The organism is uncultured Roseovarius sp. (assembly GCF_913057115.1).
Classification (GTDB): domain Bacteria; phylum Pseudomonadota; class Alphaproteobacteria; order Rhodobacterales; family Rhodobacteraceae; genus Roseovarius.
Genome location: NZ_CAJXNN010000030.1, coordinates 18,257 through 40,551, shown reverse-complemented (window position 1 = coordinate 40,551; position 22,295 = coordinate 18,257). Strand labels below are relative to the sequence as shown.

Below are 22,295 nucleotides of genomic sequence, written 5' to 3'. Positions count from 1 at the left end.
GCGGTGTCGGCTCGGAAGAAGACTTCGCCCTGATCGAGAAACTGGCCGACAAGCTGGGTGCCGCCGTTGGTGCCTCGCGCGCCGCTGTCGACTCGGGCTTCGCCCCGAACGACTGGCAGGTGGGTCAGACCGGCAAAGTGGTCGCGCCCGAGCTTTATGTCGCCGTCGGAATCTCGGGGGCCATTCAGCACCTCGCCGGGATGAAGGACTCCAAGGTCATCGTCGCGATCAACAAAGACGAAGAAGCGCCGATCTTCCAGGTCGCCGATTACGGCCTCGTCGCCGACCTCTTCGAGGCGGTGCCGGAACTGACCGAGAAGCTGGGCTAACAGGCCTGTTTCGTACGAGTCGTACGAAGGTTTCGGGGCACCCCGGGATTTTCGTACGAAACTCGCGTACAAAACGTACGAGTCGTACAAAAATGAAGGCCCGCCCCACCGGCGGGCCTTTTGATTGAAACCTGCCCTTGCAGCGCCCCGGTTTGGGGGCCTATGCTCTGGCCAAATCAAGCGGAAGGGCATCCCATGGAAATCCAGAAAATCGGCGTGATCGGCGCGGGCCAGATGGGCAACGGAATCGCCCATGTCCTTGCAATGGCTGGATATAATGTGCTTCTCAACGATATTTCGCAGGAGGCACTTGATAAGGGTCTGGACACCGTTCGCAAGAACATGGAACGCCAAGTCAGTCGCGAAAAGATGACCCAAGAGGATATGGATTCGGCGCTTGCCCGCATTTCGCCCACCCTCACCCTTACCGATCTTGGCCAAACCGATCTTGTGATCGAAGCCGCAACCGAAAAAGAAGCCGTAAAAACCGCTATTTTTCAAGAACTTGTGCCGCATTTGCAGGAGCACACGATCCTCACGTCGAACACCTCTTCGATCTCCATCACCCGTCTTGCCAGCGGCACAGACCGCCCCGAACGCTTCATGGGCTTCCACTTCATGAACCCAGTGCCGGTGATGCAACTGGTGGAGCTGATCCGCGGCATCGCCACCGACAAACCCACCTATGACGCCTGCCTTCAAGTTGTTGAAAAACTTGGAAAAACCGCCGCCAGCGCCGAGGATTTCCCAGCCTTCATCGTCAATCGAATCCTGATGCCGATGATCAACGAGGCGGTTTATACCCTTTACGAAGGGGTGGGCACGGTGAAGTCCATCGACCAATCCATGAAACTGGGGGCCAACCACCCCATGGGCCCCTTGGAACTTGCTGATTTCATTGGATTAGATACCTGTCTTGCCATCATGAACGTGCTGCACGACGGACTGGCCGACACCAAGTATCGCCCCTGCCCCCTGCTCACCAAATACGTCGAGGCCGGCTGGCTTGGCCGCAAGACGGGCCGGGGTTTCTATGACTATCGCAGGGACGAGCCTGTCCCGACGCGCTAACCCTCGATAAACCTTTGAAATCGCGTGCCTTTTAGCGCCTCGATCACCTCATCACGATTGGCCAGCCGGTCAATCGAACGGCCTTGAACAATCTTGCGCATCCGCACTTCGGGTTTGTACGGATCAACCCCAAGGAAGCGATGCACCTCGTCCATGATGGCCGAGGTCCGCTCCGGCCCGGCAAAGAAATCCTCGTAGAGGACATGCATCCGGCGCTCTTGCGGAATACCTGCAAGCATTTGATTTAACGTTGTATTTTCAGCCTCAATCACACCAAGCGCATCCAACACCTCTTGCGGCTCAAGCCGCAATTGGGTGTCGGGCTGTCCGTTCTTCCCCTCACGAATTTCCACCACGCCAGACGCTTCCAGCATGGCGTTTGAGATCATTCGGTCCAAAAGGTTTTCCCGCTCCAGACCGATTACCTTGATGCCGGGCCTCTGCGCCAGATACTCCGCGACCCCAAGCCTTTGAAAATTTAGTGCAAAATCCTTTATCCCGATGTGCTGAACCTTTGACAATCGCTTGCCATCGCGAGGCCGCTGCTTGATGCGCCTCTGCACCGTCCGGGCCGCAAAAGCCAAGCGGTGCCCCCATGGATTGGCCAGACAGAAATCCAGATAGGCCGCATCATTGCCACGAAAGGCCCCAAGTCGGCGCTGCACCTTTCGGATCAGGTTCCAATCGCCCAGAACCTCTCCGTAATTCAACACTTGCGGGTGCTGATTAAGCAAGTTGACCAAAGCGTTAGACCCACTGCGCCCCAAGGTCAAAATCACATGCTGCCCAGCCATACCGCACCTCCGCGCGCCCAGAACAAGAAAACCCGCGCGGCTCGTGGCCGCAGCGGCACAGCGCGCTCAATAGCAAGTTTTTCATGGAAAATCAGCCCCTTCACGGGTCTGCCACGACACACTGTTTTTCTGCTCACGCCTTGGGCTCGGCCTCCTCGGCCAACGACAGGGTATGCTCGCGCAGCCAAGACATGAAGCCACGCGGATCGCTTTCCAGCATTTTCATCCGATCCGCTGTAATCGGCGCACCGACAACCGGCTTTTGCGGTTTGTTGCAGCTATAAACCACCTCATGCAACAACAGGCTTTGCCGGAGCGTCGCCGATATACGATTGGCCATTTGATACCATCGGGAATTCGCCCCGGGAAAATAGATCGGCACGACCTGTGCGCCCGAGCGGCGGATCATCTGCGCCGTGAAAACATTCCACTCCCGTTCAATGGCCGGGCCGAACAGGCTATCGGATGATGACACGACACCGGATGGGAAGACACTGATCAATCCGCCCTCTTTGAGGTGCGCCATGGCCTTGGCACGCATTTCCACCGATTTGCGCTGTGCATCCGGTTCATGCGGGAAGGGCACTGAAATCATGTACGAAGCGGCGACCTCGTCGATACCGGTCAGAAGCGCACGGGTGAGGATCTTGTAATCGGTCCGGCGGCGGCCAATTAGGTCGGCCAAGATCATCCCATCCACCAAGCCATGCGGATGATTGGCAACAACCACAACCGGGCCGTCCTTTGGAATATAGTCCAGTTGATGATCAGGCGTCAGCAGGTCGATACCCATGGTATCAAGTGCGGCGCGCCAAAAGGCCTGCCCCGTCGGAGCCCCGCGTTTCTCGAACTTTCGGATCATACGCAGGATCGAGATCTTACCGGTAAACCACTCGATGGTTCGGATCATCGTCGCCGTCAGCGGCGTATCGAAGGAATTGGCATAGGTCAGACTGCGGCGGTCATACTTGGTAAAGTTCACCGTCGTGCCGGGGTCATCTACGGCGTGCTTGTCTGTCCTTTCAGCCAAAGTGTTGTTCCCGTCCCGTTGCGCAGTCGCGCACCTCTTCACATATCTTCGCCGAAACGGCCAGCCACCAAAGCTTCGATCGCATCGGCCAATGCCTCGGCGTCAGGGCCGGAGGTTTCGACGTCAATAGTCTTTCCTTTCGATGCTGCCAACATCAAAAGACCCATGATGCTATCGGCGTTCGTTGATTGACCATCATGTGAAACCTCGGCTGTCGCATCGAAGCCTTCTACCACCTCTACCAGTTTCGCGGCTGCACGCGCGTGCAGGCCTTTCTGGTTCACGATCTTCAATTGTCGAATGGTCTGCTCGGACATGCTGGTTCAACTCTCCCCTGCCTTATCAGCCTGAACATTGTGGCTGTCTATGTATTTCCGGCCCGCGTCAAGCGCCGCACGCGCAGCCTCACCAATAGGCAAGTGGCGGCTTTTGACCAGTTTTATCAACAGAGGCAGGTTTGCACCGTAAAGAATGCGTCGGTCCGTTGGGCTACAGGCCTTGAGCGACAGGTTAGAGGGTGATCCCCCGAAGATATCCGTCACGATCAAGACACCTTCACCCGTATCCACGGCATCGGCCGCTTCGCATATTTCGGCCTGTTTCGCGGCACGATCATGGTCCCCTTCGATCGTGACGGCTTTGATCCCCACTTGCGGGCCGACGACATGTTCGATCGCGCTCAGGTATTCCCGGGCGAGTCCACCATGCGCCACGATCACGATTCCGATCACCGCCGTCACTCTCCCTGGGTTTGCGTATTCATGCCTAGGTTCAGCCGTTTAGGCGTGGACTTGCCGCGCCGTTCCAGCTCTCGATGCCTAATTGACACTTGCCAGCCACTCTTCGCAAGGGCCTGCGCCAAGGTTTCTGTCATTGTGACGCTACGGTGTTGCCCGCCTGTACACCCAAAGCCGATGGAAAGGTAGGCTTTGCCCTCGGCCTCGTAGGCAGGCAGCAAAAGCGTCACCAAATCCAACACACGGTTATGGAACGCCTCAAAACTATCATCCTGCATGACATAATCTGCCACGTCCGAATCCCGTCCGTCCATGCCGCGCAGATGCTCTTTCCAGTAGGGGTTCCGAAGAAACCGGCAATCGAGAACCAGGTCAAGCCCGCGCGGCAAGCCGCGCTTGTAGGAAAAGGATTGCACGGACACAGCCAGTTGCCGCTCGCTCGTCGGGGCAAACCAACGGTCCAGTTCCGCACGCAGGTCATGTGGTGACATCTCGGATGTGTCGATAAGCATATCTGCCCGCGCCTTGATTGGACCAAGTAAATCAAACTCTCGCGCGATGCCGATCTCGGCGTTTTCCTCCGGTGCCAATGGATGGCGCCTGCGGGTTTCCGAAAAGCGCCGCATCAGGATGTCTGGGCTGCAATCGAGATACAAAACCTGCATAGGTGTATCCGCCATCCCCCCCATTTGGTCGATGGCTTCGATCAATGCCGCTGTTGAAAAGTCCCGGTTTCGGGTGTCGACGCCAAGGGCGAGTGGCTTTGTCGGATCGGGGCCGTCAAGCAGCCTTGGCAAAAGCGAAAGAGGCAGATTGTCGATGGCCTCGTAGCCGATGTCTTCGAGTGCATGGATCGCAGTCGTGCGCCCCGCGCCAGAAGGCCCGGTGACCAGCACAAGGCGGTTGGATTTTGATGCAGGGGCTGTCCCGGTCATCCTGTCGTCCTTTATCAATCGACCCGTCCATGTTGGAGATATAGCAGGACCGCCGCAGGAAAATGGGCTGCATCCAGCTTTCGCAGAACCGGGACACTATGGCCCAAAAGAGATGCCTGTCGCCACGGTGGCAAGCGGTCGTCTTCAGCACGGTCCATCTCGACGATCAAGGTGAGCTTGGCACGGGACGTTGTCGGAGCCGGCAAGATACCGACTCCACGGGCCTCGATCTTGCCTTTAAGAATATCAGGTGCCATGAGCGACACCCCGTCAAAGGAGCGACAAACAATCGTTCGATCATCCGCTATAAGCGACGCGCCAAGCGCAATAAGTTGCAGTGCGAGCGAGGATTTCCCACTTCCGGATGAGCCCCGGATCAACGCCCCGCGGTCGCCAAGCGCGACACTGGTCGCATGAAGGACCTGGGGGTTATCGACATCCTCCCCGGATGCGTTGCTATCCCCAAACGGAAAGGTCACGGCTCAAACAGGAAGCCCCACGACAAAGCGTGCGCCAAGCGGCTCAGAGGAGACATCGGCATCGTTGGGGCGAATGTTCTCGGCCCAGATCACCCCATCATGCGCTTCGATGATTTGCTTTGAAATGGACAACCCAAGGCCTGAGTTGTTCCCGAAATCATTACCCGGCCGCTCGGAATAAAAGCGCTTGAATATCTTGGTCAAGGCCTGTTCGGGAATGCCGGGTCCGGTATCTTCAACGACTATCAGAACCCGGTTGTCGCGTTTGCGAATCCAAAGCCGGATCGCATCCCCTTCTTCGCAGAAACTAATGGCGTTCGTAATCAGGTTTACGAAGACCTGGGCCAAACGCGCCTCGAGCCCGGTGAAAACGATGGGGTCTTTAGGGAAATCCGATATGAACTCGATGCCCTTCTTCTCGGCTTCTTCACCAAGGAAATTCCCGATGTTGCTGAGCATCGTGATCAGGTCGAAAGGTTCTTGTTCCTCCTTGACCAGTTCGCTGTCCAGACGAGAGGCATTCGAAATATCACTGACCAACCGGTCCAGCCGGCGCACGTCATGCTCGATCACTTGCAACAGCTTTTCACGCTGATCTTCGCGCTTGGCAACGCGCATCGTGCCGACAGCCGAGCGCAGGCTGGCCAGCGGGTTCTTGATCTCATGAGCCACGTCGGCGGCGAATTGTTCGTTGCTGTCAATCCGGTGGTACAGGGCGGCAACCATGCCACGTAATGCGCCGGAGAGCCGCCCGATTTCGTCGGGCCGCGCGGTCAGGTCTGGAATACGGATGCGTCCACCACGGCTGTTGCGGCGGTTCCGGTCCCCGCCGATTTCAGCCGCCGATGCAAGATCGGCCAACGGATTTGCGATCGTGGAAGCCAGAATGAGGCTCAAACCGATAGAGACAAGTGTGGCAATTAGGAACATCTGCAAAACCCGCTCCCGCTCTGCGGCGGCGACGCGGTCGATCTCACCAGTGGCGCTGGACATTGCCACAACGGCAACCGCACGATCACCTTGCATGACGGGGCTGGCGACCGAAAAAATCGAGTCTCCATTCAGTTGACCGGTCGCGACCTGCGTGCCGTCCTCCAGTGTCGGGGCCACAAGGGCCTGTGCCTGCGCCTGCGTCGATTCCTCGCTCCGCTCACCCGACAGCGCGTTGAACGGAACGGAAAGCCAATTCCACACCTTGATCAACGTATCGGTAATTGCGGTCGGCTTATGATCAACCGGGTTTTCAGGTTGCGGGCGTGTTCCCAGGGTCTGACCGGCGAGAACACCACTAGTGTCAAAAACGAACACCTCGACACCCTCTTGGATGTCGAGGCCTTGAAGTGTTTCGGCCACGTTCACACCGTCACCAGTCACCAGATTGACCGGTGCATCAGACGGAATCTGTGCTTCGAACACATCGGCAATCAGCTCAACCTCGCCCACGAGGCTGTTGGCCCGTTGCAAGGCGAGACTGTCGCGCGAGGTGTTCAGATAAAGAATACCAGCAACCAAGACGCTGAGCGCGATCAGGTTGAAGGTGATGATCTTCCGCGTCAGCGAGGATTCTCGAAGAGAAAAGAAACCACGCCGTTCGCGCCGAACACGAAGCTCATCCTCGACGACATTATCCGGTGCTACGAAGTCATCCCCAAGGACAACGTCGTCATCCTTGTGGGACGGAACATCGCGCATGCTCACCCCCTCGACCAGCGCCATTATTCTTCGTTGTACCTGTAACCGATACCATAAAGCGTTTCGATTGCCGAGAACTCAGCGTCGACCATCCGCAGTTTCTTGCGAAGGCGCTTGATATGGCTGTCGATCGTACGGTCATCAACATAAACTTGGTCGTCATAGGCCACGTCCATCAATTGATCCCGGCTTTTGACGAAGCCAGGGCGCTGTGCAAGCGCCTGAAGAAGAAGGAACTCAGTGACCGTCAGGGCAACATCCTTTCCTTTCCATGTCACCGCATGCCGCAGGGGGTCCATACGAAGCTCCCCCCGTTCGATAACCTTAGTTTCCTCGGTATCGCCGACGATTTCGCCAGAGACCGCATCCTGCCGCCGAAGAAGCGCACGAATGCGTTCGACCAAGAGACGCTGCGAGAAGGGCTTTTTCACGTAATCATCCGCGCCCATGCGAAGACCGAGCACCTCATCGATCTCATCATCCTTGGACGTCAGGAAAATGACCGGGATCGAGGTTTTCTGCCGAAGTCGCTGCAACAGATCCATGCCGTCCATACGGGGCATCTTGATATCCAGAACGGCCATATCGGGCAATTTCTTGTTGAAAGCATCAAAGGCCTGCTGACCGTCATTGTAAGTTTCAACCTCGAAGCCTTCCGCCTCGAGAGTCATGGAAACCGATGTCAGAATATTTCTGTCATCGTCCACGAGGGCGATCTTAGACATGCTACTATCCTTATACTGCTCTTGTTGCCTGCTTTTTTCCGTCACTATGCGCCTTTTTTGCCTTTACAATCAATCCCAAAGTGCGAATCGGACCGTCTGCCCGCCTCAATTTGGGCAAAAAAGCATTAGGAATGGCTAAATTGACTCACTTTTCAATTTGGGGGTGAGCCAAATGTTTTCGATAACAGAAGGCTGGTTGCGCTAACTTCGGATTGGTTGCGCTAACTGCGCTAAAGCGTCCTGTTCTTTTGCAGAACCGTCATGTTAAGAGGCCCGCGACGGTGGGCATTTCGCCGCCAATGGTCTTGGGCGCAAGGCGCCCAGTAAAAACCGCCGACTGGCGGGCATCACGAAACAGGAGCGTGACACAATGGCATTTGGACGGGTGAACCCGCGGTTTCGGCTTGAAGATCAAGGCATCAAAGGGCTGGGCGATGTCCACTACAACCTAATCGAGCCTGCACTGATCGAAGCGGCCCTCAAGAACGGCGAAGGTACACTTGGCAAAGGCGGCGCTTTTCTTGTGACGACGGGCAAATTCACCGGTCGCTCCCCCAAGGACAAGCATGTCGTAAAAACTGATAGCGTGGTTGATACCATTTGGTGGGAAAACAATGCCGAGATGTCCGCCGAAGGGTTCGACGCACTCTACGATGATATGATCGCCCATATGCAGGGCGGCAAATACTACGTCCAAGACCTTGTCGGTGGCGCCGACCCGGCACACTCGATCAATGTCCGCATGGTGACAGAACTGGCTTGGCACGGCCTTTTCATTCGTCACCTCCTGCGCCGCCCCGAACGCGAGGCGCTTGATAGTTTCACCGCTGATTTCACCGTCATCAACTGCCCCAGCTTCCAAGCCGACCCGGCCAAGCACGGCTGCCGCAGCGAGACCGTGATTGCCCTGAATTTCGATCGCAAGATCATCCTGATCGGCGGCACTGAATACGCGGGTGAAAACAAGAAGTCGGTCTTTACTCTGCTCAACTACCTACTGCCGGAAAAGGGCATCATGCCGATGCACTGCTCGGCCAATCATGCCGATGGCAACCCGGTAGACACTGCCGTGTTCTTTGGCCTTTCAGGCACCGGGAAGACCACGCTTTCGGCTGATCCGGCCCGCACCTTGATCGGCGATGACGAGCATGGCTGGTCCGATCGTGGCACCTTCAACTTCGAAGGTGGTTGCTATGCCAAAACGATCAATCTGAATGCAGAGGCCGAGCCGGAAATCTACGCCACCACCTCGAAGTTCGGCACCGTGATCGAGAACATGGTCTTCGACGAAGAAACCCTGGACCTCGATTTCGACGATGACTCGCTAACCGCGAACATGCGCTGTGCTTATCCGCTCGAGTACATCTCCAACGCATCGGAAACAGCACTTGGCGGCCACCCCAAGAATGTCATCATGCTGACCTGTGATGCCTTTGGCGTCCTGCCTCCAATTGCCCGGCTGACCCCGGCGCAAGCGATGTATCACTTCCTGTCGGGTTTCACCTCGAAGGTCGCGGGCACCGAGCGCGGCGTGACAGAGCCCGAGCCCACTTTCTCGACCTGCTTTGGTGCCCCCTTCATGCCACGCCGCCCCGAAGCCTACGGCAACCTGCTGCGCGACAAGATCGCCAAGCACGGCGCGACTTGCTGGTTGGTGAATACCGGCTGGACCGGCGGTGCCTACGGCACCGGTTCGCGCATGCCGATCAAGGCGACACGTGCCTTGCTGACCGCGGCACTTGATGGTTCGCTGAATGAAGTCGAGTTCCGTAAGGACCCGAATTTTGGCTTTGACGTGCCCGTGGAAGCACCGGGTGTGGCCGAGGTTCTGCTTGATCCGCGCCGCACATGGGACGACCCCGATGCCTATGATGCGCAGGCCGAAAAGCTGGTGAAGATGTTTGCCGACAACTTCGCACAGTATGTGCCCTATATCGACGATGACGTGAAAGCTGCTGCACTCGGCTAACTCAAGCACACAAGACATCTGAAGGCGCCCCGTCCAAAAGATGGGGCGCCTTCGTGTCAGGCCCTTGCGTTGCGCCGCAATTCGGACGGTGAGGCACCGTAGTGCTTGCGCATGGCCCGCGCCAAGGCCGCTGGGTTTTCATAACCACAGCGCAGGGCGATTTCGGAAATTGGCAGCCGTCCCCCTTCCAACAATTTGCGCGCCGCGGACAAGCGTAGATGTCGATAGACAGTGCCGGGCGGCGCGCCCAAGCGTGCACGACATCGCCGGTCCAGTGTCCTTGGCTGGCAAGACAAGGCTTTGGCCAGCGATACAAGATTTAGCGGCATTTCGACGGTCTCGCGCATAAGGCTCAGCGCACGTTGAACCAAAGGGTCATCTTCATCGCGCATCTCGTCGACGCGCAATGGGGGATTACCGTGCAAAAATAGCGCTTCAACATCCAGCCGGGCCGAGATGCCAAGCGTATCTGCAATCAGGTCAAGCGTCAGATCAAGTGCCGACATGGCCCCGGCGCATGTCCAAAAAGGACCATCTCGCATTACCCTTGCGCGGGCCACCTCGATATCCAGAAACCGCTCGGTAAAGGTTTCGAGCAAATCCCAATGAACCGTGGCGCGCCGACCTTGAAGCAAGCCCGCAGAGGCCAGCAGCCAAGGCCCGGCATCAAGGCCAACCATGACCTCAGCCTTGCGAGCCGCATCCCGTAACATGCGCCGAGTCGCAGCGGTGTCATGACCGTCGTGGTCGTAGCTTGCCAAAACGAAAAGGAAATCCACCTTCGGCAGCTCCATAAGCGCGCAATGTGGCAAAACCTCAATGCCGCTTGACGACCGGCTAGGCAAACCACCGGGCGTTATGATTTGCCAAATGAACCCCTCCTTTTCAGTCAAGGTGTTGGCCGCGCGCAGCGGCTCAAGGCAGTTGGCGAGGCAAAGGTTCGAAAACTTATCGAACAAAAGCAAGCCGATGCGGCTTGGTGCCTCTGGAGATTTTGACCATTTCTGCATGATATTTGTCTATTACTGCAACTTTGGGCACATAGCCAACAGGCAAACTTCTCGCAACTGAATTAGGGAGATTGCCATGCCACTTGCCATGAACCGTGAGGTTTTCGTCACCTGCGCCGTCACCGGATCGGGAGGCACCCAAGACAAAAGCCCCCACGTGCCCCGCAGCCCTCAGCAGATCGCCGAGAGCGCCATAGCGGCGGCCAAAGCCGGGGCAGCCATTGTGCATTGCCATGTACGTGACCCCGAGACCGGGGCTCCCTCGCGCGACAGAGGGCTGTTTCGGGAGGTGACGGACCGTATCCGCGAGAGCGACACGGATGTTGTCCTGAACCTTACGGCGGGCATGGGCGGCGACATCGTCTTTGGTGGGGTAGAGACCCCTCTGCCCCCGGTTGAGGGGACCGATATGGTGGGTGCCACGGAGCGCGTGGCCCACGTAGCCGATTGCCGCCCGGAAATCTGCACGCTGGATTGCGGGACGATGAATTTCGCCGAGGCCGATTACGTCATGACCAACACCCCCGGCATGTTGCAAGCCATGGGCAAAATGATGACCGATCTGGGCGTGAAACCCGAGATCGAGGCCTTCGATACAGGCCATTTATGGTATGCAAAACAACTGGTTAAGGATGGCATCCTTGAACCGGACGCTTTGGTGCAGCTGTGCATGGGCGTGCCTTGGGGGGCGCCGGATGACCTCAATACCTTCATGGCCATGGTCAACAATATTCCCGAGGATTGGACCTTCAGCGCCTTTGCCCTCGGTCGCAACCAGATGCCCTATGTCGCGGCCAGTGTTCTGGCCGGGGGCAACGTGCGGGTGGGGCTTGAAGACAACCTGATGCTGGACCGTGGTGTGCTGGCCGAAAACTGGCAGTTGGTAGAGCGTGCCGTGGGCATTGTCGAGAACCTCGGTGCGCGGGTCATTGGCCCCGACGAGGTGCGCAAAAAGCTGCGTCTGACCAAGCAGGCGCCGCAATGAAACCCACCCCCAAAACCCACGTCGGTAAAACGTCGGTATTTGGTCGGTATCGCGTCGGTGGATCGGAGGATCGGTGATGGAGGGGCAACGCGTCCTGATAACCGGGGGCGGATCGGGCATCGGCCTGCGACTGGCCGAGAGGTTTGCCGAAGCGGGCGATCGGGTGGCCCTGTGCGATGCCGACCCGGCGGCTATTGCCCGACTTGAAACCACCCACCCCGACATGATTGCCGCCAAGGCGGATGTGACCGATGAAGCCGAGATGAGAGGGTTTCTGGATCAGGTAGAGGCGCAATGGGGCGGTGTCGATGTGGTCTGTGCCAATGCGGGCACAGGTGGCCCGGCAGGGCGGATCGAGGATTTGGATTATGACGCATGGCAGGCCTGTGTCGGTGTGAACCTGCATGGCGCCTTCCTGACCTGTCGGTGGGCCGCGCGGTTGATGCGGGCGCAGGGGGCGGGAGTGATCTTGCTGACTTCGTCCACCTCGGGCCTTCACGGTGTGCCCTATCGGTCGCCCTATGTGGCGGCGAAATGGGGGCTGGTTGGCTTGACCAAAACGCTGGCGATGGAGCTTGGCCCGGCCGGCGTACGCGTCAACGCAATTGCCCCCGGCGCCGTGGAAGGCGAGCGGATGGAACGCGTGGTCGCCATGGAGGCCGAGGCCAGCGGCAGACCAGAGGCAGAGGTTCGCGAGGTCTACGCGAAGGGCAGCAGCCTGCGCACTTGGGTCAGCGCCGATGATCTGGCCGATATGGCGCTTTTCCTTGCCTCGCCCGCCGCCTCGAAAGTCAGCGGTCAGATTTTGGCCGTTGATGGCCATACGGAGAGCATGGTGTGACGGGGTGCGGGCCGCTCAGCAGGCGCTTGCGCGCCTTTTTCGCGAGGGGCGTAGCAATGAGCGCCCTGTTGGTCGTGGCTGGCTGCGTGACGCCCCCTACCCCAGTTTATCGCGATACCGCACAGCCGCTTTCGATCACCACCCGCGCCGCGCCGGGCCTTTGGCAAGGCAACTGGTACTTGCGCGCGGCGACACCGAGGGAACGAGAAATTGCCAAACTTGGATTTGATGCAGGCAGCATCACCCCCAACTGCGCCCCATCCTGTGGCGCGGGATGGCACGTTGCCCCCATCGGCACCAACCGCTGGCAATTGACCGATGCCAACGGATAAACCCGCGAGCTTTGGCTCATTTGGATTGATGACAGCGGGCGCACCATCGCCCTTGGAGAGCCTGATGGCCGCTATGCTTGGGTTCTGGACCGCAGTTCCAAGGGTGGGTTCGACCGTATCCAGGCGGCGCGTGAGATTTTGGAATTCAACGGATACGACGCGGGCCAGATCGCCCTGCGCCAAGACGAAAAGGACGTATCATGAACAAGACAGCAGCCATCATCGGCGGGGGTGTGATCGGCGGCGGATGGGCCGCGCGGTTTTTGCTGAACGGCTGGGATGTACAGGTCTTTGATCCGGACCCGGAGGCCAAACGCAAGATCGACGAGGTTTTGGGCAATGCGCGCCGCGCATTGCCGATGCTTTATGATTGCGCCCTGCCCGAGGAAGGGGCCTTGCGTTTTTGCGACAGCATTGCCGAGGCGGTGACGGGTGCCGATTGGGTGCAGGAAAGCGTCAGTGAGCGGTTGGAGTTGAAGCACAAGGTTTTTGCCGAGATTCAAGAGGCGGATTCTGGCGTTCTGATCGGATCGTCCACCAGCGGCTTCATGCCCTCGCAATTGCAGGAAGGGGCCACTGCGCCGGGGCGGATCATGGTCACGCATCCGTTCAACCCTGTTTACCTGATGCCGCTGATTGAGGTTGTCCCCTCCCCCGCCACCGATGTCGACGGGGTTGAGGTGGCCAGTGACATCCTGACCTCGCTTGGCCTGTACCCCTTGAAAGTGCGCAAGGAAATCGACGCGCATATCGCCGACCGTTTCCTTGAGGCGGTTTGGCGCGAGGCGCTTTGGCTGGTCAAGGATGGCATTGCCACGACTGAGGAGATCGACAATGCGATCCGCTATGGCTTTGGCCTTCGCTGGGGGCAGATGGGCCTGTTCGAGACCTACCGCGTGGCCGGTGGCGAGCTTGGTATGCGGCATTTCATGGCGCAGTTCGGCCCGGCGCTTGAATGGCCATGGACCAAATTGATGGATGTGCCGGAGTTCACCGACGAGTTGGTGAATATGATCGCCGACCAATCGGATGCGCAATCGGGCCACCTGTCGATCCGCGATCTGGAACGCAAACGCGATGGCAACCTTGTGGCGATGATCCGGGCGCTTCGGCAACAGGGCAATGCCGCCGGGCGGTTGGTCAATGAGCATCAGCGCAGGGTGTTTGAGGTGCCAGAACCCGCTGCTCCGCTGATGACACAAGACCGGGTGGTGCCCGTCGATTGGACCGACATGAACGGCCATATGAACGAGGGCCGCTATGGCCAGATTTTCAGCGACGCTGCCGAGGTGATCATGGCCATGGTCGGGGCCGATGAGGAGTATGTCGCACGCGGCATGAGCTATTTCACGGTCGAGACCACGGTCAAGTACTTGGCCGAGACACATGCCGGGGAGCGCGTGGTGGTGGAAACCGACGTAACCGAAGGCGCGGGCAAGAAGTTGCGCTGTTTCCATACCATGAAACGCAAAAACGACGGCGAGGTCATGGCCACCTGCGATCAGTTGATGCTGCATGTGAGCTTGGAGACTCGCCGCACCTGTGAGCCGCCCGAGGATGTGGCGCAGCGGGTGGCGGAACTGGTCGATTTGCATGGAGGAGCGTGAGATGCAGTTTGGGTTGACGGATGAGCAGGAGATGATCGTCTCGACCGTGCGGAGCTTTGTCGAGAAGGAGATTTATCCCTTTGAGGCCGAAGTGGAGCGCAGCGGCGAGGTGCGCGCGGAGCTTGCCGAGGCGATCAAGCAAAAGACGATTGATCTGGGGTTTTACGCCTGCAACTTCCCCGAAGAGGTGGGCGGTGCAGGGCTGAGCCATCTGGAATTTGCATTGGTGGAGCGCGAGCTTGGGCGCGGCTCCATGGCGCTGACGCATTTCTTTGGGCGGCCGCAGAATATCCTGATGGCCTGCGAAGGGGAACAACGGGAGCGGTATTTGTTCCCGGCGGTGCGAGGGGAGCGGATGGATGCGCTTGCCATGACCGAACCCGATGCAGGCTCGGACGTGCGGGGGATGAAATGCACGGCCCGGCGGGATGGCGGGGACTGGGTGTTAAACGGCACCAAGCATTTCATCTCGGGCGCGGATCACGCCGATTTCGTGATCGTTTTCGTCGCCACGGGCGAGGATGACACCCCCAAGGGGCCGAAAAAGCGGATCACCACCTTTCTGGTGGATCGCGGCACGCCGGGGTTCACCATTCGAGACGGGTATTCCTCGGTCAGTCACCGGGGCTACAAGAACATGGTGCTGGAGTTCGATGACTGCCGCCTACCGGATGCGCAGGTATTGGGTGAGGTGGACGGTGGCTTTGCGGTGATGAACGAATGGCTTTACGCCACGCGGATCACGGTGGCCGCGATGAGCGTGGGGCGCGCGCGGCGCTGTTTTGAACTGGCGCTTGCCCATGCGGCGGAGCGTCGCCAGTTCGGCCAGCCCATTGGCAAGTTCCAAGGCGTCGGCTTTCAGATCGCCGATATGGTGACCGAAATCGACGCCGCCGACTGGCTGACATTGGCCTCGGCTTGGCGTCTGGATCAAGGCCTGCCCGCCAATCGCGAGATCGCCTCGGCCAAGCTATATGCAACCGAAATGCTGGCGCGCGTGACCGATGCCGCGCTGCAAATCCATGGCGGTATGGGCCTGATGGATGACCTGCCGATCGAGCGCTTTTGGCGCGATGCGCGGGTCGAACGTATCTGGGATGGCACCAGCGAGATACAGCGCCATATCATCAGCCGCGAGTTGCTGCGGCCCTTGGGGGCCTGAGGCGGACCATGGCGAAAAGAGATCTCATGCCTCCGGCGGGGATATTTTGGGCCAGAAGAAACGGGGAAGAACAATGCGCCCTGCCCCGTTGATCGAAACGCTCATGCGCGCTTCTCCTGGCACGGTCATCGGCATCCCTGCCTGTACCGCCTCAAAACACTCACACACCAAAGTTAATGGAGCGTTACCCTTGCTTCTTCTGGCCAAAAATATCCTCGCCGAAGGCATCTGTCCTCGCCATCCGCGCCGAGGTTGGATATGACACGACCGCTTGACCGTTTGCTGCGCCCCACGTCAATCGCTGTGGTCGGCGGTGGGGCGTGGTGTACGTCTGTGGTGGAGCAATGTCGCAAGATGGGCTTTGCCGGGGAGATATGGCCGGTGCACCCCAAGCGCGATAAGGTTGGCGGGATTCACGCTTTTTCGCGTTTGGAAGAGCTGCCCTGCGCGCCGGATGCCACGTTCATAGGTGTTAACCGACATGTGACCATCGAAACCGTGCGCCTCTTGCGTGACATCGGTGCTGGGGGCGCGGTTTGTTTTGCCAGCGGCTTTCGCGAGGCTCAGGCCGAGACCGGGGATGGCGAAGGGTTGCAAACGGACCTTCTGGAAGCCGCAGGCGACATGCCGATTATCGGGCCCAATTGCTATGGGTTCATCAACTATCTGGACCGCGCGCTTTTGTGGCCCGATCAGCATGGGAGCGTCCCGGTGGATCGCGGTGTTGCGATCCTGACGCAAAGCTCCAACATCGCGATCAACCTGACCATGCAGGCGCGCGGCCTGCCATTGGCTTACGTGCTGACCGCAGGCAATCAGGCGCAGCAAGGCTTGGCCGATTTGGGCCTTGCTGTATTGGCGGATGAGCGGGTCACGGCGCTTGGGTTGCATATCGAAGGGGTCGGAGATTTGCGTGCCTTTGAGCGCTTGGCGACCGAGGCCAAGCGCCTTGGTAAGCCCATCGTGGCGATCAAGGCAGGGCGCTCGGATCAGGCACGCGCGGCGGCGGTATCGCATACCGCGTCACTGACCGGAAGCGATGCCGGAGCGCGGGCGTTGTTGTCCCGGCTGGGGATTGCGCAGGTGGAGAGCCTGCCCGCGTTTTTGGAGACCCTCAAGTTAATACACTTTAACGGCGCTTTGCCTTCGAACAGGGTGGTGTCGCTGTCCTGCTCTGGCGGCGAGGCGAGCCTGATGGCGGATACAGCCGAAGCACATGAGGTGGTTTTCCCACCCTTGAGTGCGGCACAGGGCCGTCGGCTGCGTGAGGTCTTGGGGCCGATGGTGGCCCTTGCCAACCCCTTGGACTATCACACTTTCATCTGGGATGATGTGGATAAAATGGCCGAATGCTTTGCCGCCGCGTTGGATGGTGAGGCAGCCATAGGCTGTTTGATCGTGGACTACCCGAGGGCGGACCGTTGTGATCCGGCGGCATGGGAGTGCACGATTGAGGCCGGCGCGCGGGCCGTCAAGATGACGGGCAAGCCGTTAACGATTGTGACCACGTTGCCGGAAGCCTTGACCGAGGAGGTCGCGGCGCGGATCACGGCAGCGGGGATGATCCCGATGCATGGCTTGGACGAGACTTTGGTTGCGATTGCCCGGGCCGCTTGGCTTGGCAAGCAGGGCAATTCGTTAACGCCATTAACCCTTCCTGGAGAGCCTGTTAACCTTTTGACGCTGAGTGAAGCGGAGGCGAAAAAAGTGTTGCAAACCAATGGGCTGGTGGCCCCCAAGTCGGTCAGAGCCGAGGGCGCGGAGGTGCTCGCGGCTTGTCTGACCGAAGTGGTCGGGCCTGCGGTGATCAAGGCCGAGGGTTTGGCCCATAAAACGGAGGCCGGAGGGGTTGTTTTCGTTGAGGGCGACAGGGATCAAGCCGTTGATAAGGCGGCAAAAATGCCTTGCCAATCGTGGCTGATCGAAGAACGGATCGAGGGTGCCGTGGCCGAGCTTTTGGTGGGGGTGCTGCGCGACCCGGCGCATGGCTTTGTCCTGACGCTTGGAGCGGGTGGGGTTTGGACGGAAATTCTGCAAGACAGTGCCTCATTGTTGTTACCCGCGACGGATACGGACATCCGTAACACCTTGGAAAAATTGAAAATTTATCCACTTCTAACTGGCTATCGCGGCGCACCAGCGGCGGATATCGGCGCCATTGTCAGGGCGGTTTTGGCAGTGCAGGATTACGTCATAGAACATGCCGCAGAGATTGAAGAGGTTGAGGTTAACCCTTTGCTGGCCTGCCCGACACGGGCAGTGGCGGTGGATGCCTTGATCAGAAAGGGAGAGGCGAGATGAGCGACGTGGTTAAGACAGATCGACGGGAGCATGTTCTGGAGGTGACTTTGGATCGGCCCAAGGCCAATGCGATCGACCTTGAGACCAGCCGTTTGTTAGGAAATGTCTTTAAGGATTTCCGCGATGATCCGGAGCTGCGCGTGGCGATCATCACCGGCGCGGGTGAGAAATTTTTCTGTCCTGGCTGGGACTTGAAGGCCGCAGCCGATGGTGACGCAGTGGATGGCGATTATGGCGTCGGCGGTTTTGGCGGCTTGCAGGAGTTAAGAGGCCTTAACAAGCCGGTCATCGCGGCGGTGAACGGGATTTGCTGTGGTGGCGGTCTGGAATGGGCGCTATCGGCGGATATCATCCTGGCCGCCGATCACGCGCAATTCGCCCTGCCCGAGATCAGATCGGGCACCGTGGCGGATGCCGCAAGTGTTAAACTGCCCAAGCGCATCCCCTATCATATCGCCATGGAAATGCTGCTGACGGGGCGGTGGATCGAGGCCGAGGAGGCGCACCGCTGGGGCATGGTCAATCACCTGTATCCTACTGATATTCTTATGGAAAAGGCGCGGGAGATGGCCGACCTTCTGGCCAGCGGGCCGCCCTTGGTTTACGCCGCGATCAAGGAGATCGTGCGCGAGGCCGAGGCGTTAACCTTTCAGGACGCGATGAACCGGATCACCAAGCGGCAGTTCGCATCCGTCGATTTGCTGTATGACTCGGACGATCAGCTTGAGGGTGCCCGCGCTTTTGCCGAAAAACGCGACCCGGTCTGGAAAGGGCGTTAACCTTCGTACGGGTCGTACGTTAACCATCGACTTTTCGTACGAAAATCGGCGGGGTTTGCGAGGGGAGCGTACGAGTCGTACGTTTTGTACGCTTGTTTTGTACAGAAATCGATGTGCTGCGCGGGGGCGATGTACAAGTTGTATATAATGCACGCCGCGCCAACCTTTCCTTAACCCCTGCCTGTCATCCTGCCCCCCTGCGAGATGAATTGCGCGAGGGTTTCGGACAGTGACATTGGCCGCCACAGACCAACAAAGGCCCCGGTGGGGACCGGGGCCTTTGGGATGGCTTAGACGCGCTGTGGCGTGGTGTGCCGCGCTAGTTGGTTATGATCTCCGGCCCCATGAAGGTATTGGGCAGGAAGGTCGAGAACCACGGCACATAGGTGATCAGGATCAGGAACACGAAGAGCACCGCAAGGAAGGGAAGTGCGGCGCGCACCACGGCCATCATGGGCATCCCCGCCACACCGGAGGTGACGAAGAGGTTAAGGCCCACCGGAGGGGTAATCATGCCGATCTCCATGTTCACCACCATGATGATGCCAAGGTGAATGGGGTCGATGCCCAATTCGATGGCGATGGGGAAGACCAAGGGGGCCACGATGACCAGCAGGCCCGAAGGCTCCATGAACTGCCCCCCGATGAGCAGGATCACGTTGACGATCACGAGAAACATCACCGGCCCGAAGCCCGCCGAGAGCATCGCCGAGGCGATTTGTTGCGGGATTTGCTCATCGGTCAGCACGTGCTTGAGAATGAGCGCGTTGGCGATGACGAAGAGAAGGGTCACCGTCAGTTTGCCCGCCTCCAGAAGCGTGTGCTTGGTGTCGGGGTGGAACAGGGCCGTCAGGATCGCCTGCGGCTTCCTGAGAAGCGAGGTGTTGCGCGCCTCGCCTTCGGTGGCCAGCGGACCCATGTCCTTGTAGACGAAGCTGGCGATGAAGAACGAGTAGACGGCGGCCACGGCGGCGGCTTCGGTGGGGGTGAATATCCCGCCGTAGATGCCGCCCAAGATGATCACGATCAGGAAGAGGCCCCAACCGGCCTCGCGCCCCGAAGCCCAGATCTCGCCCCAGCCTTGCCAATCGCCCTTGGGCAGGTTTTTGACCTTGGCCATGACATAGATCGCCGTCATCAGCATGAGACCCGCCATGAGGCCCGGGATGACACCGGCAAGGAACATGCGCCCGACAGAGACCTCGACCGCCGCGGCATAGACCACCATGACGATGGAGGGCGGGATGAGGATGCCCAAGGTCCCGGCGTTACAGATCACACCGGCGGCGAAATCCTTGGAATAGCCCACTTGGCGCATACCGGCGATGACGATCGTGCCGATGGCCACCACGGTGGCGGGCGAGGAGCCCGAGAGCGCCGCAAAGAGCATGCAGGCGAAGACCCCTGCGATGGCCAAACCACCGGGAAGGTGACCGACGCAGGCAATCGAGAAGCGGATGATCCTTTGCGCCACGCCGCCTGTTGTCATGAAGCTGGAGGCGAGGATGAAGAAGGGAATCGCGAGAAGGGTGAAATGCCCCTCGAAGGCCTCGAAAAGGGTTTGCGCGATAGAGGCCAGCGAGCTTTCCGAGAACCACAGCAGGAAGAGCGTGGAAGAAAGGCCCAGCGAGACCGCGATAGGCACACCGACCAGAAGCAGGCCGATGACCATGACAAAGAGAAGGACGACTTCCATCAGTTCTGTTCCCCGTTTTCTTGGGTATGGCTGGCGCGCGCCTCTTCCAGTTCATCCCCGACCTCGTGGCTGGCCACGAGGCGGTCGGCATCGCCGCGCAGGATGCGCAGGGCCGCCTGAGTGAAGCGGAAGACCAGCAGCGCCATGGAGACGGGCAGCACGAGATAAGGAATGGCCTTGGGGATCTTCTCGTAGCTTTCGCCGTAGTTCAGCAGGTCTTCGAGAAAGCGCAGAGGGGCCACCATGGGGATGTCCTGCACCTCGTACCAGCCTTGGCCGCGTGCGTTCCAATCGAAGCCCGTGGGAAACCAGCGGCCCGTGGTGGGGGGCAGTTCGGCAAAAACTGCCCAATAGTCGTAGGCACCTTTCAACAACAGCAGCGAGAAAACAAGGCAGCAAATCACCGAGAAAAGCCCCATCACCCGGCGCACCGGGGGCGAGACCATGTTGACGATGGCATCGACACCGAGGTGCGCGTGCTTTTTGACGGCATAGGACGCACCCAGAAGCACCAACCAGCCGAACATGAAGACGGTCACTTCGAGCGCCCAGAGAATATTTGAATTGAACAGGTATCGGGCAACGACATTGGCGAAGGTCACCACCGTCATCAGGCCCAGAAGCGTGGCGATGATCGTTTCCTCGATCTTATCGCCGAATGTGCGTGCGGTTTGCATCTGTCCCCCTCCCGCGTCGTGGGTGTGAAGAGGGCGGGCCCATTGCCACAGGCCCGCCCCAAGCCTTGCGTGTCAGGTCACGCGCGGCGGCTTACATGCTGGCGTTGATCGCCTGTGCCGCGTCGATGTTTTCCTGACCAACGTCATCCTTGAACTGGTCCCAAACCGGCTTCATGGCTTCAACCCATGCAGCACGCTGTTCGGCGGTCAGTTGACGGACCTCGCCACCGGCGTCGATGATGGCCTGCTTGGCCTCTTGGTTGACCTTGGCCGACTCGCTGTTGCGGGTCGTGGTTACCTCGTCGAGGATGGTGAGGAATTGCTCGCGCACGTCCTCGTCAAGGCCATTGAGCCAATCGATGTTGGTCACGACAAGGTAGTCGATGATGCCGTGGTTGGTTTCGGTGATCCCGTCCTGCACCTCGAAAAACTTCTTGCCGTAGATGTTGGACCAGGTGTTTTCCTGCCCGTCCACGACGCCCTGTTGCAGTGCACCGTAAACCTCGGAGAAGGCCATTTTCTGCGGGCTGCCGCCGATGGCTTCCATCTGGGCGACAAGCACGTCGGAGGACTGCACGCGGAACTTGAGACCTTCGGCATCCGACGGTTCAACCAGCGGCACATTGGCTGACATTTGCTTCATGCCGTTGTGCCAGTAGGCCAGACCCTGCAGGCCGCGGCGCTGCATGGAGTCGAGCAGGGCCTGACCGTTGTCAGAGGCCTGGAACGCATCCACGGCGTCAATGTCCTTGAACATGAAGGGCAGGTCAAACAGGCGGAACTGCTTGGTGAACTTCTCGAACTTCGACAGCGATGGCGCGGCAAGTTGCACATCGCCCTGAAGCATGGCTTCGAGCACCTTGTTGTCGTTGTAGAGCGTGGAGTTCGGGAAGACCTCCATGCACATGGTGCCGTCCATTTCCTCGTTCACGCGCTTCTCCAGAAGCGAGGCGGCGATGCCCTTGGGGTGCTTGTCGGTGTTGGTGACGTGGCTGAACTTGACGACGATTTCACCATCGTCGCAGGCAGCGGAAACGGCGGTGGCCGAAACACTCATGGCCAGAGCCGTGGCAGCAGCTGTCAGGAATTTCATAGATGTCTCCTCCCATATCTTGAGATGTTGCAATCAGCGTCTTCGAGACGC

At 59.0% G+C, this 22,295-nt stretch carries 23 protein-coding genes; 11 read left to right on the top strand and 12 right to left on the bottom strand.

The features are described 5' to 3' along the window. Both QZ498_RS12765 and QZ498_RS12760 read left to right on the top strand, forming a co-directional pair. Positions 1-329 (top strand): FAD-binding protein (locus QZ498_RS12765; RefSeq protein WP_294622814.1); only part of this gene is annotated, 329 nt, incomplete at its 5' end. 195 nt (positions 330-524) lie between these two features. Continuing rightward, a complete protein-coding gene (locus QZ498_RS12760; RefSeq protein ID WP_294622813.1) occupies positions 525-1,400 on the top strand; it encodes a 3-hydroxybutyryl-CoA dehydrogenase in 876 nt (291 codons plus the stop codon). Here QZ498_RS12760 and QZ498_RS12755 read toward each other — a convergent pair. The 8 genes from QZ498_RS12755 to QZ498_RS12720 form a co-directional block, all read right to left on the bottom strand. Beyond that, positions 1,397-2,194, bottom strand: a complete 798-nt coding sequence (locus tag QZ498_RS12755; RefSeq protein WP_294622812.1) for a sulfotransferase — start codon at positions 2,192-2,194, stop codon at positions 1,397-1,399. The genes QZ498_RS12760 and QZ498_RS12755 overlap by 4 nt on opposite strands. 133 nt (positions 2,195-2,327) lie before the next feature. Then, a complete protein-coding gene (locus QZ498_RS12750) occupies positions 2,328-3,224 on the bottom strand; it encodes a lysophospholipid acyltransferase family protein (protein ID WP_294622810.1) in 897 nt (298 codons plus the stop codon). Between the two features lie 38 nt (positions 3,225-3,262). After that, positions 3,263-3,541 (bottom strand): HPr family phosphocarrier protein, encoded by a 279-nt coding sequence (locus tag QZ498_RS12745; RefSeq protein ID WP_294622809.1) that lies wholly within the window; start codon positions 3,539-3,541, stop codon positions 3,263-3,265. A 6-nt stretch (positions 3,542-3,547) separates the two neighbouring features. Then, complete coding sequence (locus QZ498_RS12740) at positions 3,548-3,955, bottom strand: PTS fructose transporter subunit IIA (protein ID WP_294622808.1); 408 nt, start codon at positions 3,953-3,955, stop codon at positions 3,548-3,550. Positions 3,956-3,960: 5 nt separating this feature from the next. Beyond that, on the bottom strand, positions 3,961-4,896 hold the full coding sequence (gene rapZ, locus QZ498_RS12735; RefSeq protein WP_294622806.1) for an RNase adapter RapZ: 936 nt from the start codon (positions 4,894-4,896) through the stop codon (positions 3,961-3,963). 14 nt (positions 4,897-4,910) lie between these two features. Then, the gene (locus QZ498_RS12730) at positions 4,911-5,375 is read right to left on the bottom strand and encodes a serine kinase (protein WP_294622805.1); all 465 of its coding nucleotides are present in this window, start codon (positions 5,373-5,375) and stop codon (positions 4,911-4,913) included. Between the two features lie 3 nt (positions 5,376-5,378). Beyond that, positions 5,379-7,091: a sensor histidine kinase gene (locus QZ498_RS12725; RefSeq protein WP_294622803.1), complete on the bottom strand. Its 1,713-nt coding sequence runs from the start codon at positions 7,089-7,091 to the stop codon at positions 5,379-5,381. Next, entirely contained in the window at positions 7,091-7,792 is a 702-nt protein-coding gene (locus tag QZ498_RS12720; RefSeq protein ID WP_294622802.1) for a response regulator transcription factor, read from the bottom strand. The genes QZ498_RS12725 and QZ498_RS12720 overlap by 1 nt, the downstream gene beginning before the upstream one ends. A 370-nt stretch (positions 7,793-8,162) precedes the next feature. Here QZ498_RS12720 and QZ498_RS12715 point away from each other — a divergent pair, with 370 nt between their 5' ends. Continuing rightward, positions 8,163-9,761, top strand: coding sequence for a phosphoenolpyruvate carboxykinase (locus tag QZ498_RS12715; RefSeq protein ID WP_294622800.1), 1,599 nt, complete (start codon positions 8,163-8,165; stop codon positions 9,759-9,761). A gap of 56 nt (positions 9,762-9,817) precedes the next feature. Here QZ498_RS12715 and QZ498_RS12710 read toward each other — a convergent pair whose 3' ends face one another. Then, the gene (locus tag QZ498_RS12710; RefSeq protein WP_294622798.1) at positions 9,818-10,771 is read right to left on the bottom strand and encodes a GlxA family transcriptional regulator; all 954 of its coding nucleotides are present in this window, start codon (positions 10,769-10,771) and stop codon (positions 9,818-9,820) included. 76 nt (positions 10,772-10,847) lie between these two features. Here QZ498_RS12710 and QZ498_RS12705 point away from each other — a divergent pair, with 76 nt between their 5' ends. From QZ498_RS12705 to QZ498_RS12675, 8 genes are all read left to right on the top strand, one after another. After that, positions 10,848-11,756 (top strand): 3-keto-5-aminohexanoate cleavage protein, encoded by a 909-nt coding sequence (locus QZ498_RS12705; RefSeq protein ID WP_294622796.1) that lies wholly within the window; start codon positions 10,848-10,850, stop codon positions 11,754-11,756. 76 nt (positions 11,757-11,832) lie between these two features. Continuing rightward, positions 11,833-12,597 carry an SDR family oxidoreductase gene (locus tag QZ498_RS12700; protein WP_294622794.1) on the top strand — a complete coding sequence of 255 codons (765 nt, stop codon included), beginning with the start codon at positions 11,833-11,835 and terminating at the stop codon, positions 12,595-12,597. A 56-nt stretch (positions 12,598-12,653) separates the two neighbouring features. Continuing rightward, positions 12,654-12,929: a hypothetical protein gene (locus QZ498_RS12695; RefSeq protein WP_294622792.1), complete on the top strand. Its 276-nt coding sequence runs from the start codon at positions 12,654-12,656 to the stop codon at positions 12,927-12,929. Positions 12,930-12,947: 18 nt separating this feature from the next. Next, entirely contained in the window at positions 12,948-13,133 is a 186-nt protein-coding gene (locus QZ498_RS17070) for a hypothetical protein (RefSeq protein ID WP_367117647.1), read from the top strand. Next, positions 13,130-14,536, top strand: coding sequence for a carnitine 3-dehydrogenase (locus tag QZ498_RS12690; protein WP_294622790.1), 1,407 nt, complete (start codon positions 13,130-13,132; stop codon positions 14,534-14,536). The genes QZ498_RS17070 and QZ498_RS12690 overlap by 4 nt, the downstream gene beginning before the upstream one ends. Before the next feature lies 1 nt (position 14,537). Continuing rightward, a complete protein-coding gene (locus tag QZ498_RS12685) occupies positions 14,538-15,698 on the top strand; it encodes an acyl-CoA dehydrogenase family protein (protein WP_294622789.1) in 1,161 nt (386 codons plus the stop codon). A 258-nt stretch (positions 15,699-15,956) separates the two neighbouring features. Then, entirely contained in the window at positions 15,957-17,999 is a 2,043-nt protein-coding gene (locus QZ498_RS12680) for an acetate--CoA ligase family protein (RefSeq protein ID WP_294622788.1), read from the top strand. Beyond that, a complete protein-coding gene (locus QZ498_RS12675; protein WP_294622787.1) occupies positions 17,996-18,778 on the top strand; it encodes a carnitinyl-CoA dehydratase in 783 nt (260 codons plus the stop codon). The genes QZ498_RS12680 and QZ498_RS12675 overlap by 4 nt, the downstream gene beginning before the upstream one ends. Before the next feature lie 319 nt (positions 18,779-19,097). Here QZ498_RS12675 and QZ498_RS12670 read toward each other — a convergent pair whose 3' ends face one another. The 3 genes from QZ498_RS12670 to QZ498_RS12660 form a co-directional block, all read right to left on the bottom strand. Further along, positions 19,098-20,474, bottom strand: coding sequence for a TRAP transporter large permease (locus tag QZ498_RS12670; protein WP_294622785.1), 1,377 nt, complete (start codon positions 20,472-20,474; stop codon positions 19,098-19,100). After that, positions 20,474-21,151 (bottom strand): TRAP transporter small permease, encoded by a 678-nt coding sequence (locus QZ498_RS12665; protein WP_294622783.1) that lies wholly within the window; start codon positions 21,149-21,151, stop codon positions 20,474-20,476. The genes QZ498_RS12670 and QZ498_RS12665 overlap by 1 nt, the downstream gene beginning before the upstream one ends. A gap of 91 nt (positions 21,152-21,242) precedes the next feature. Next, positions 21,243-22,244, bottom strand: coding sequence for a DctP family TRAP transporter solute-binding subunit (locus tag QZ498_RS12660; protein WP_294622780.1), 1,002 nt, complete (start codon positions 22,242-22,244; stop codon positions 21,243-21,245). Positions 22,245-22,295 lie beyond the last annotated feature (51 nt).

What these genes read in the sequence shown, in the direction of transcription:
- QZ498_RS12760 (WP_294622813.1), top strand. Translation starts at nt 525, where the DNA reads ATGGAAATCCAGAAAATCGGCGTGATCGGCGCGGGCCAGATGGGCAAC.
- QZ498_RS12755 (WP_294622812.1), bottom strand. Translation starts at nt 2,194, where the DNA reads ATGGCTGGGCAGCATGTGATTTTGACCTTGGGGCGCAGTGGGTCTAAC.
- QZ498_RS12745 (WP_294622809.1), bottom strand. Translation starts at nt 3,541, where the DNA reads ATGTCCGAGCAGACCATTCGACAATTGAAGATCGTGAACCAGAAAGGC.
- rapZ (WP_294622806.1), bottom strand. Translation starts at nt 4,896, where the DNA reads ATGACCGGGACAGCCCCTGCATCAAAATCCAACCGCCTTGTGCTGGTC.
- QZ498_RS12725 (WP_294622803.1), bottom strand. Translation starts at nt 7,091, where the DNA reads ATGGCGCTGGTCGAGGGGGTGAGCATGCGCGATGTTCCGTCCCACAAG.
- QZ498_RS12720 (WP_294622802.1), bottom strand. Translation starts at nt 7,792, where the DNA reads ATGTCTAAGATCGCCCTCGTGGACGATGACAGAAATATTCTGACATCG.
- QZ498_RS12715 (WP_294622800.1), top strand. Translation starts at nt 8,163, where the DNA reads ATGGCATTTGGACGGGTGAACCCGCGGTTTCGGCTTGAAGATCAAGGC.
- QZ498_RS12710 (WP_294622798.1), bottom strand. Translation starts at nt 10,771, where the DNA reads ATGCAGAAATGGTCAAAATCTCCAGAGGCACCAAGCCGCATCGGCTTG.
- QZ498_RS12705 (WP_294622796.1), top strand. Translation starts at nt 10,848, where the DNA reads ATGCCACTTGCCATGAACCGTGAGGTTTTCGTCACCTGCGCCGTCACC.
- QZ498_RS12700 (WP_294622794.1), top strand. Translation starts at nt 11,833, where the DNA reads ATGGAGGGGCAACGCGTCCTGATAACCGGGGGCGGATCGGGCATCGGC.
- QZ498_RS12695 (WP_294622792.1), top strand. Translation starts at nt 12,654, where the DNA reads ATGAGCGCCCTGTTGGTCGTGGCTGGCTGCGTGACGCCCCCTACCCCA.
- QZ498_RS12690 (WP_294622790.1), top strand. Translation starts at nt 13,130, where the DNA reads ATGAACAAGACAGCAGCCATCATCGGCGGGGGTGTGATCGGCGGCGGA.
- QZ498_RS12685 (WP_294622789.1), top strand. Translation starts at nt 14,538, where the DNA reads ATGCAGTTTGGGTTGACGGATGAGCAGGAGATGATCGTCTCGACCGTG.
- QZ498_RS12680 (WP_294622788.1), top strand. Translation starts at nt 15,957, where the DNA reads ATGACACGACCGCTTGACCGTTTGCTGCGCCCCACGTCAATCGCTGTG.
- QZ498_RS12675 (WP_294622787.1), top strand. Translation starts at nt 17,996, where the DNA reads ATGAGCGACGTGGTTAAGACAGATCGACGGGAGCATGTTCTGGAGGTG.
- QZ498_RS12670 (WP_294622785.1), bottom strand. Translation starts at nt 20,474, where the DNA reads ATGGAAGTCGTCCTTCTCTTTGTCATGGTCATCGGCCTGCTTCTGGTC.
- QZ498_RS12665 (WP_294622783.1), bottom strand. Translation starts at nt 21,151, where the DNA reads ATGCAAACCGCACGCACATTCGGCGATAAGATCGAGGAAACGATCATC.
- QZ498_RS12660 (WP_294622780.1), bottom strand. Translation starts at nt 22,244, where the DNA reads ATGAAATTCCTGACAGCTGCTGCCACGGCTCTGGCCATGAGTGTTTCG.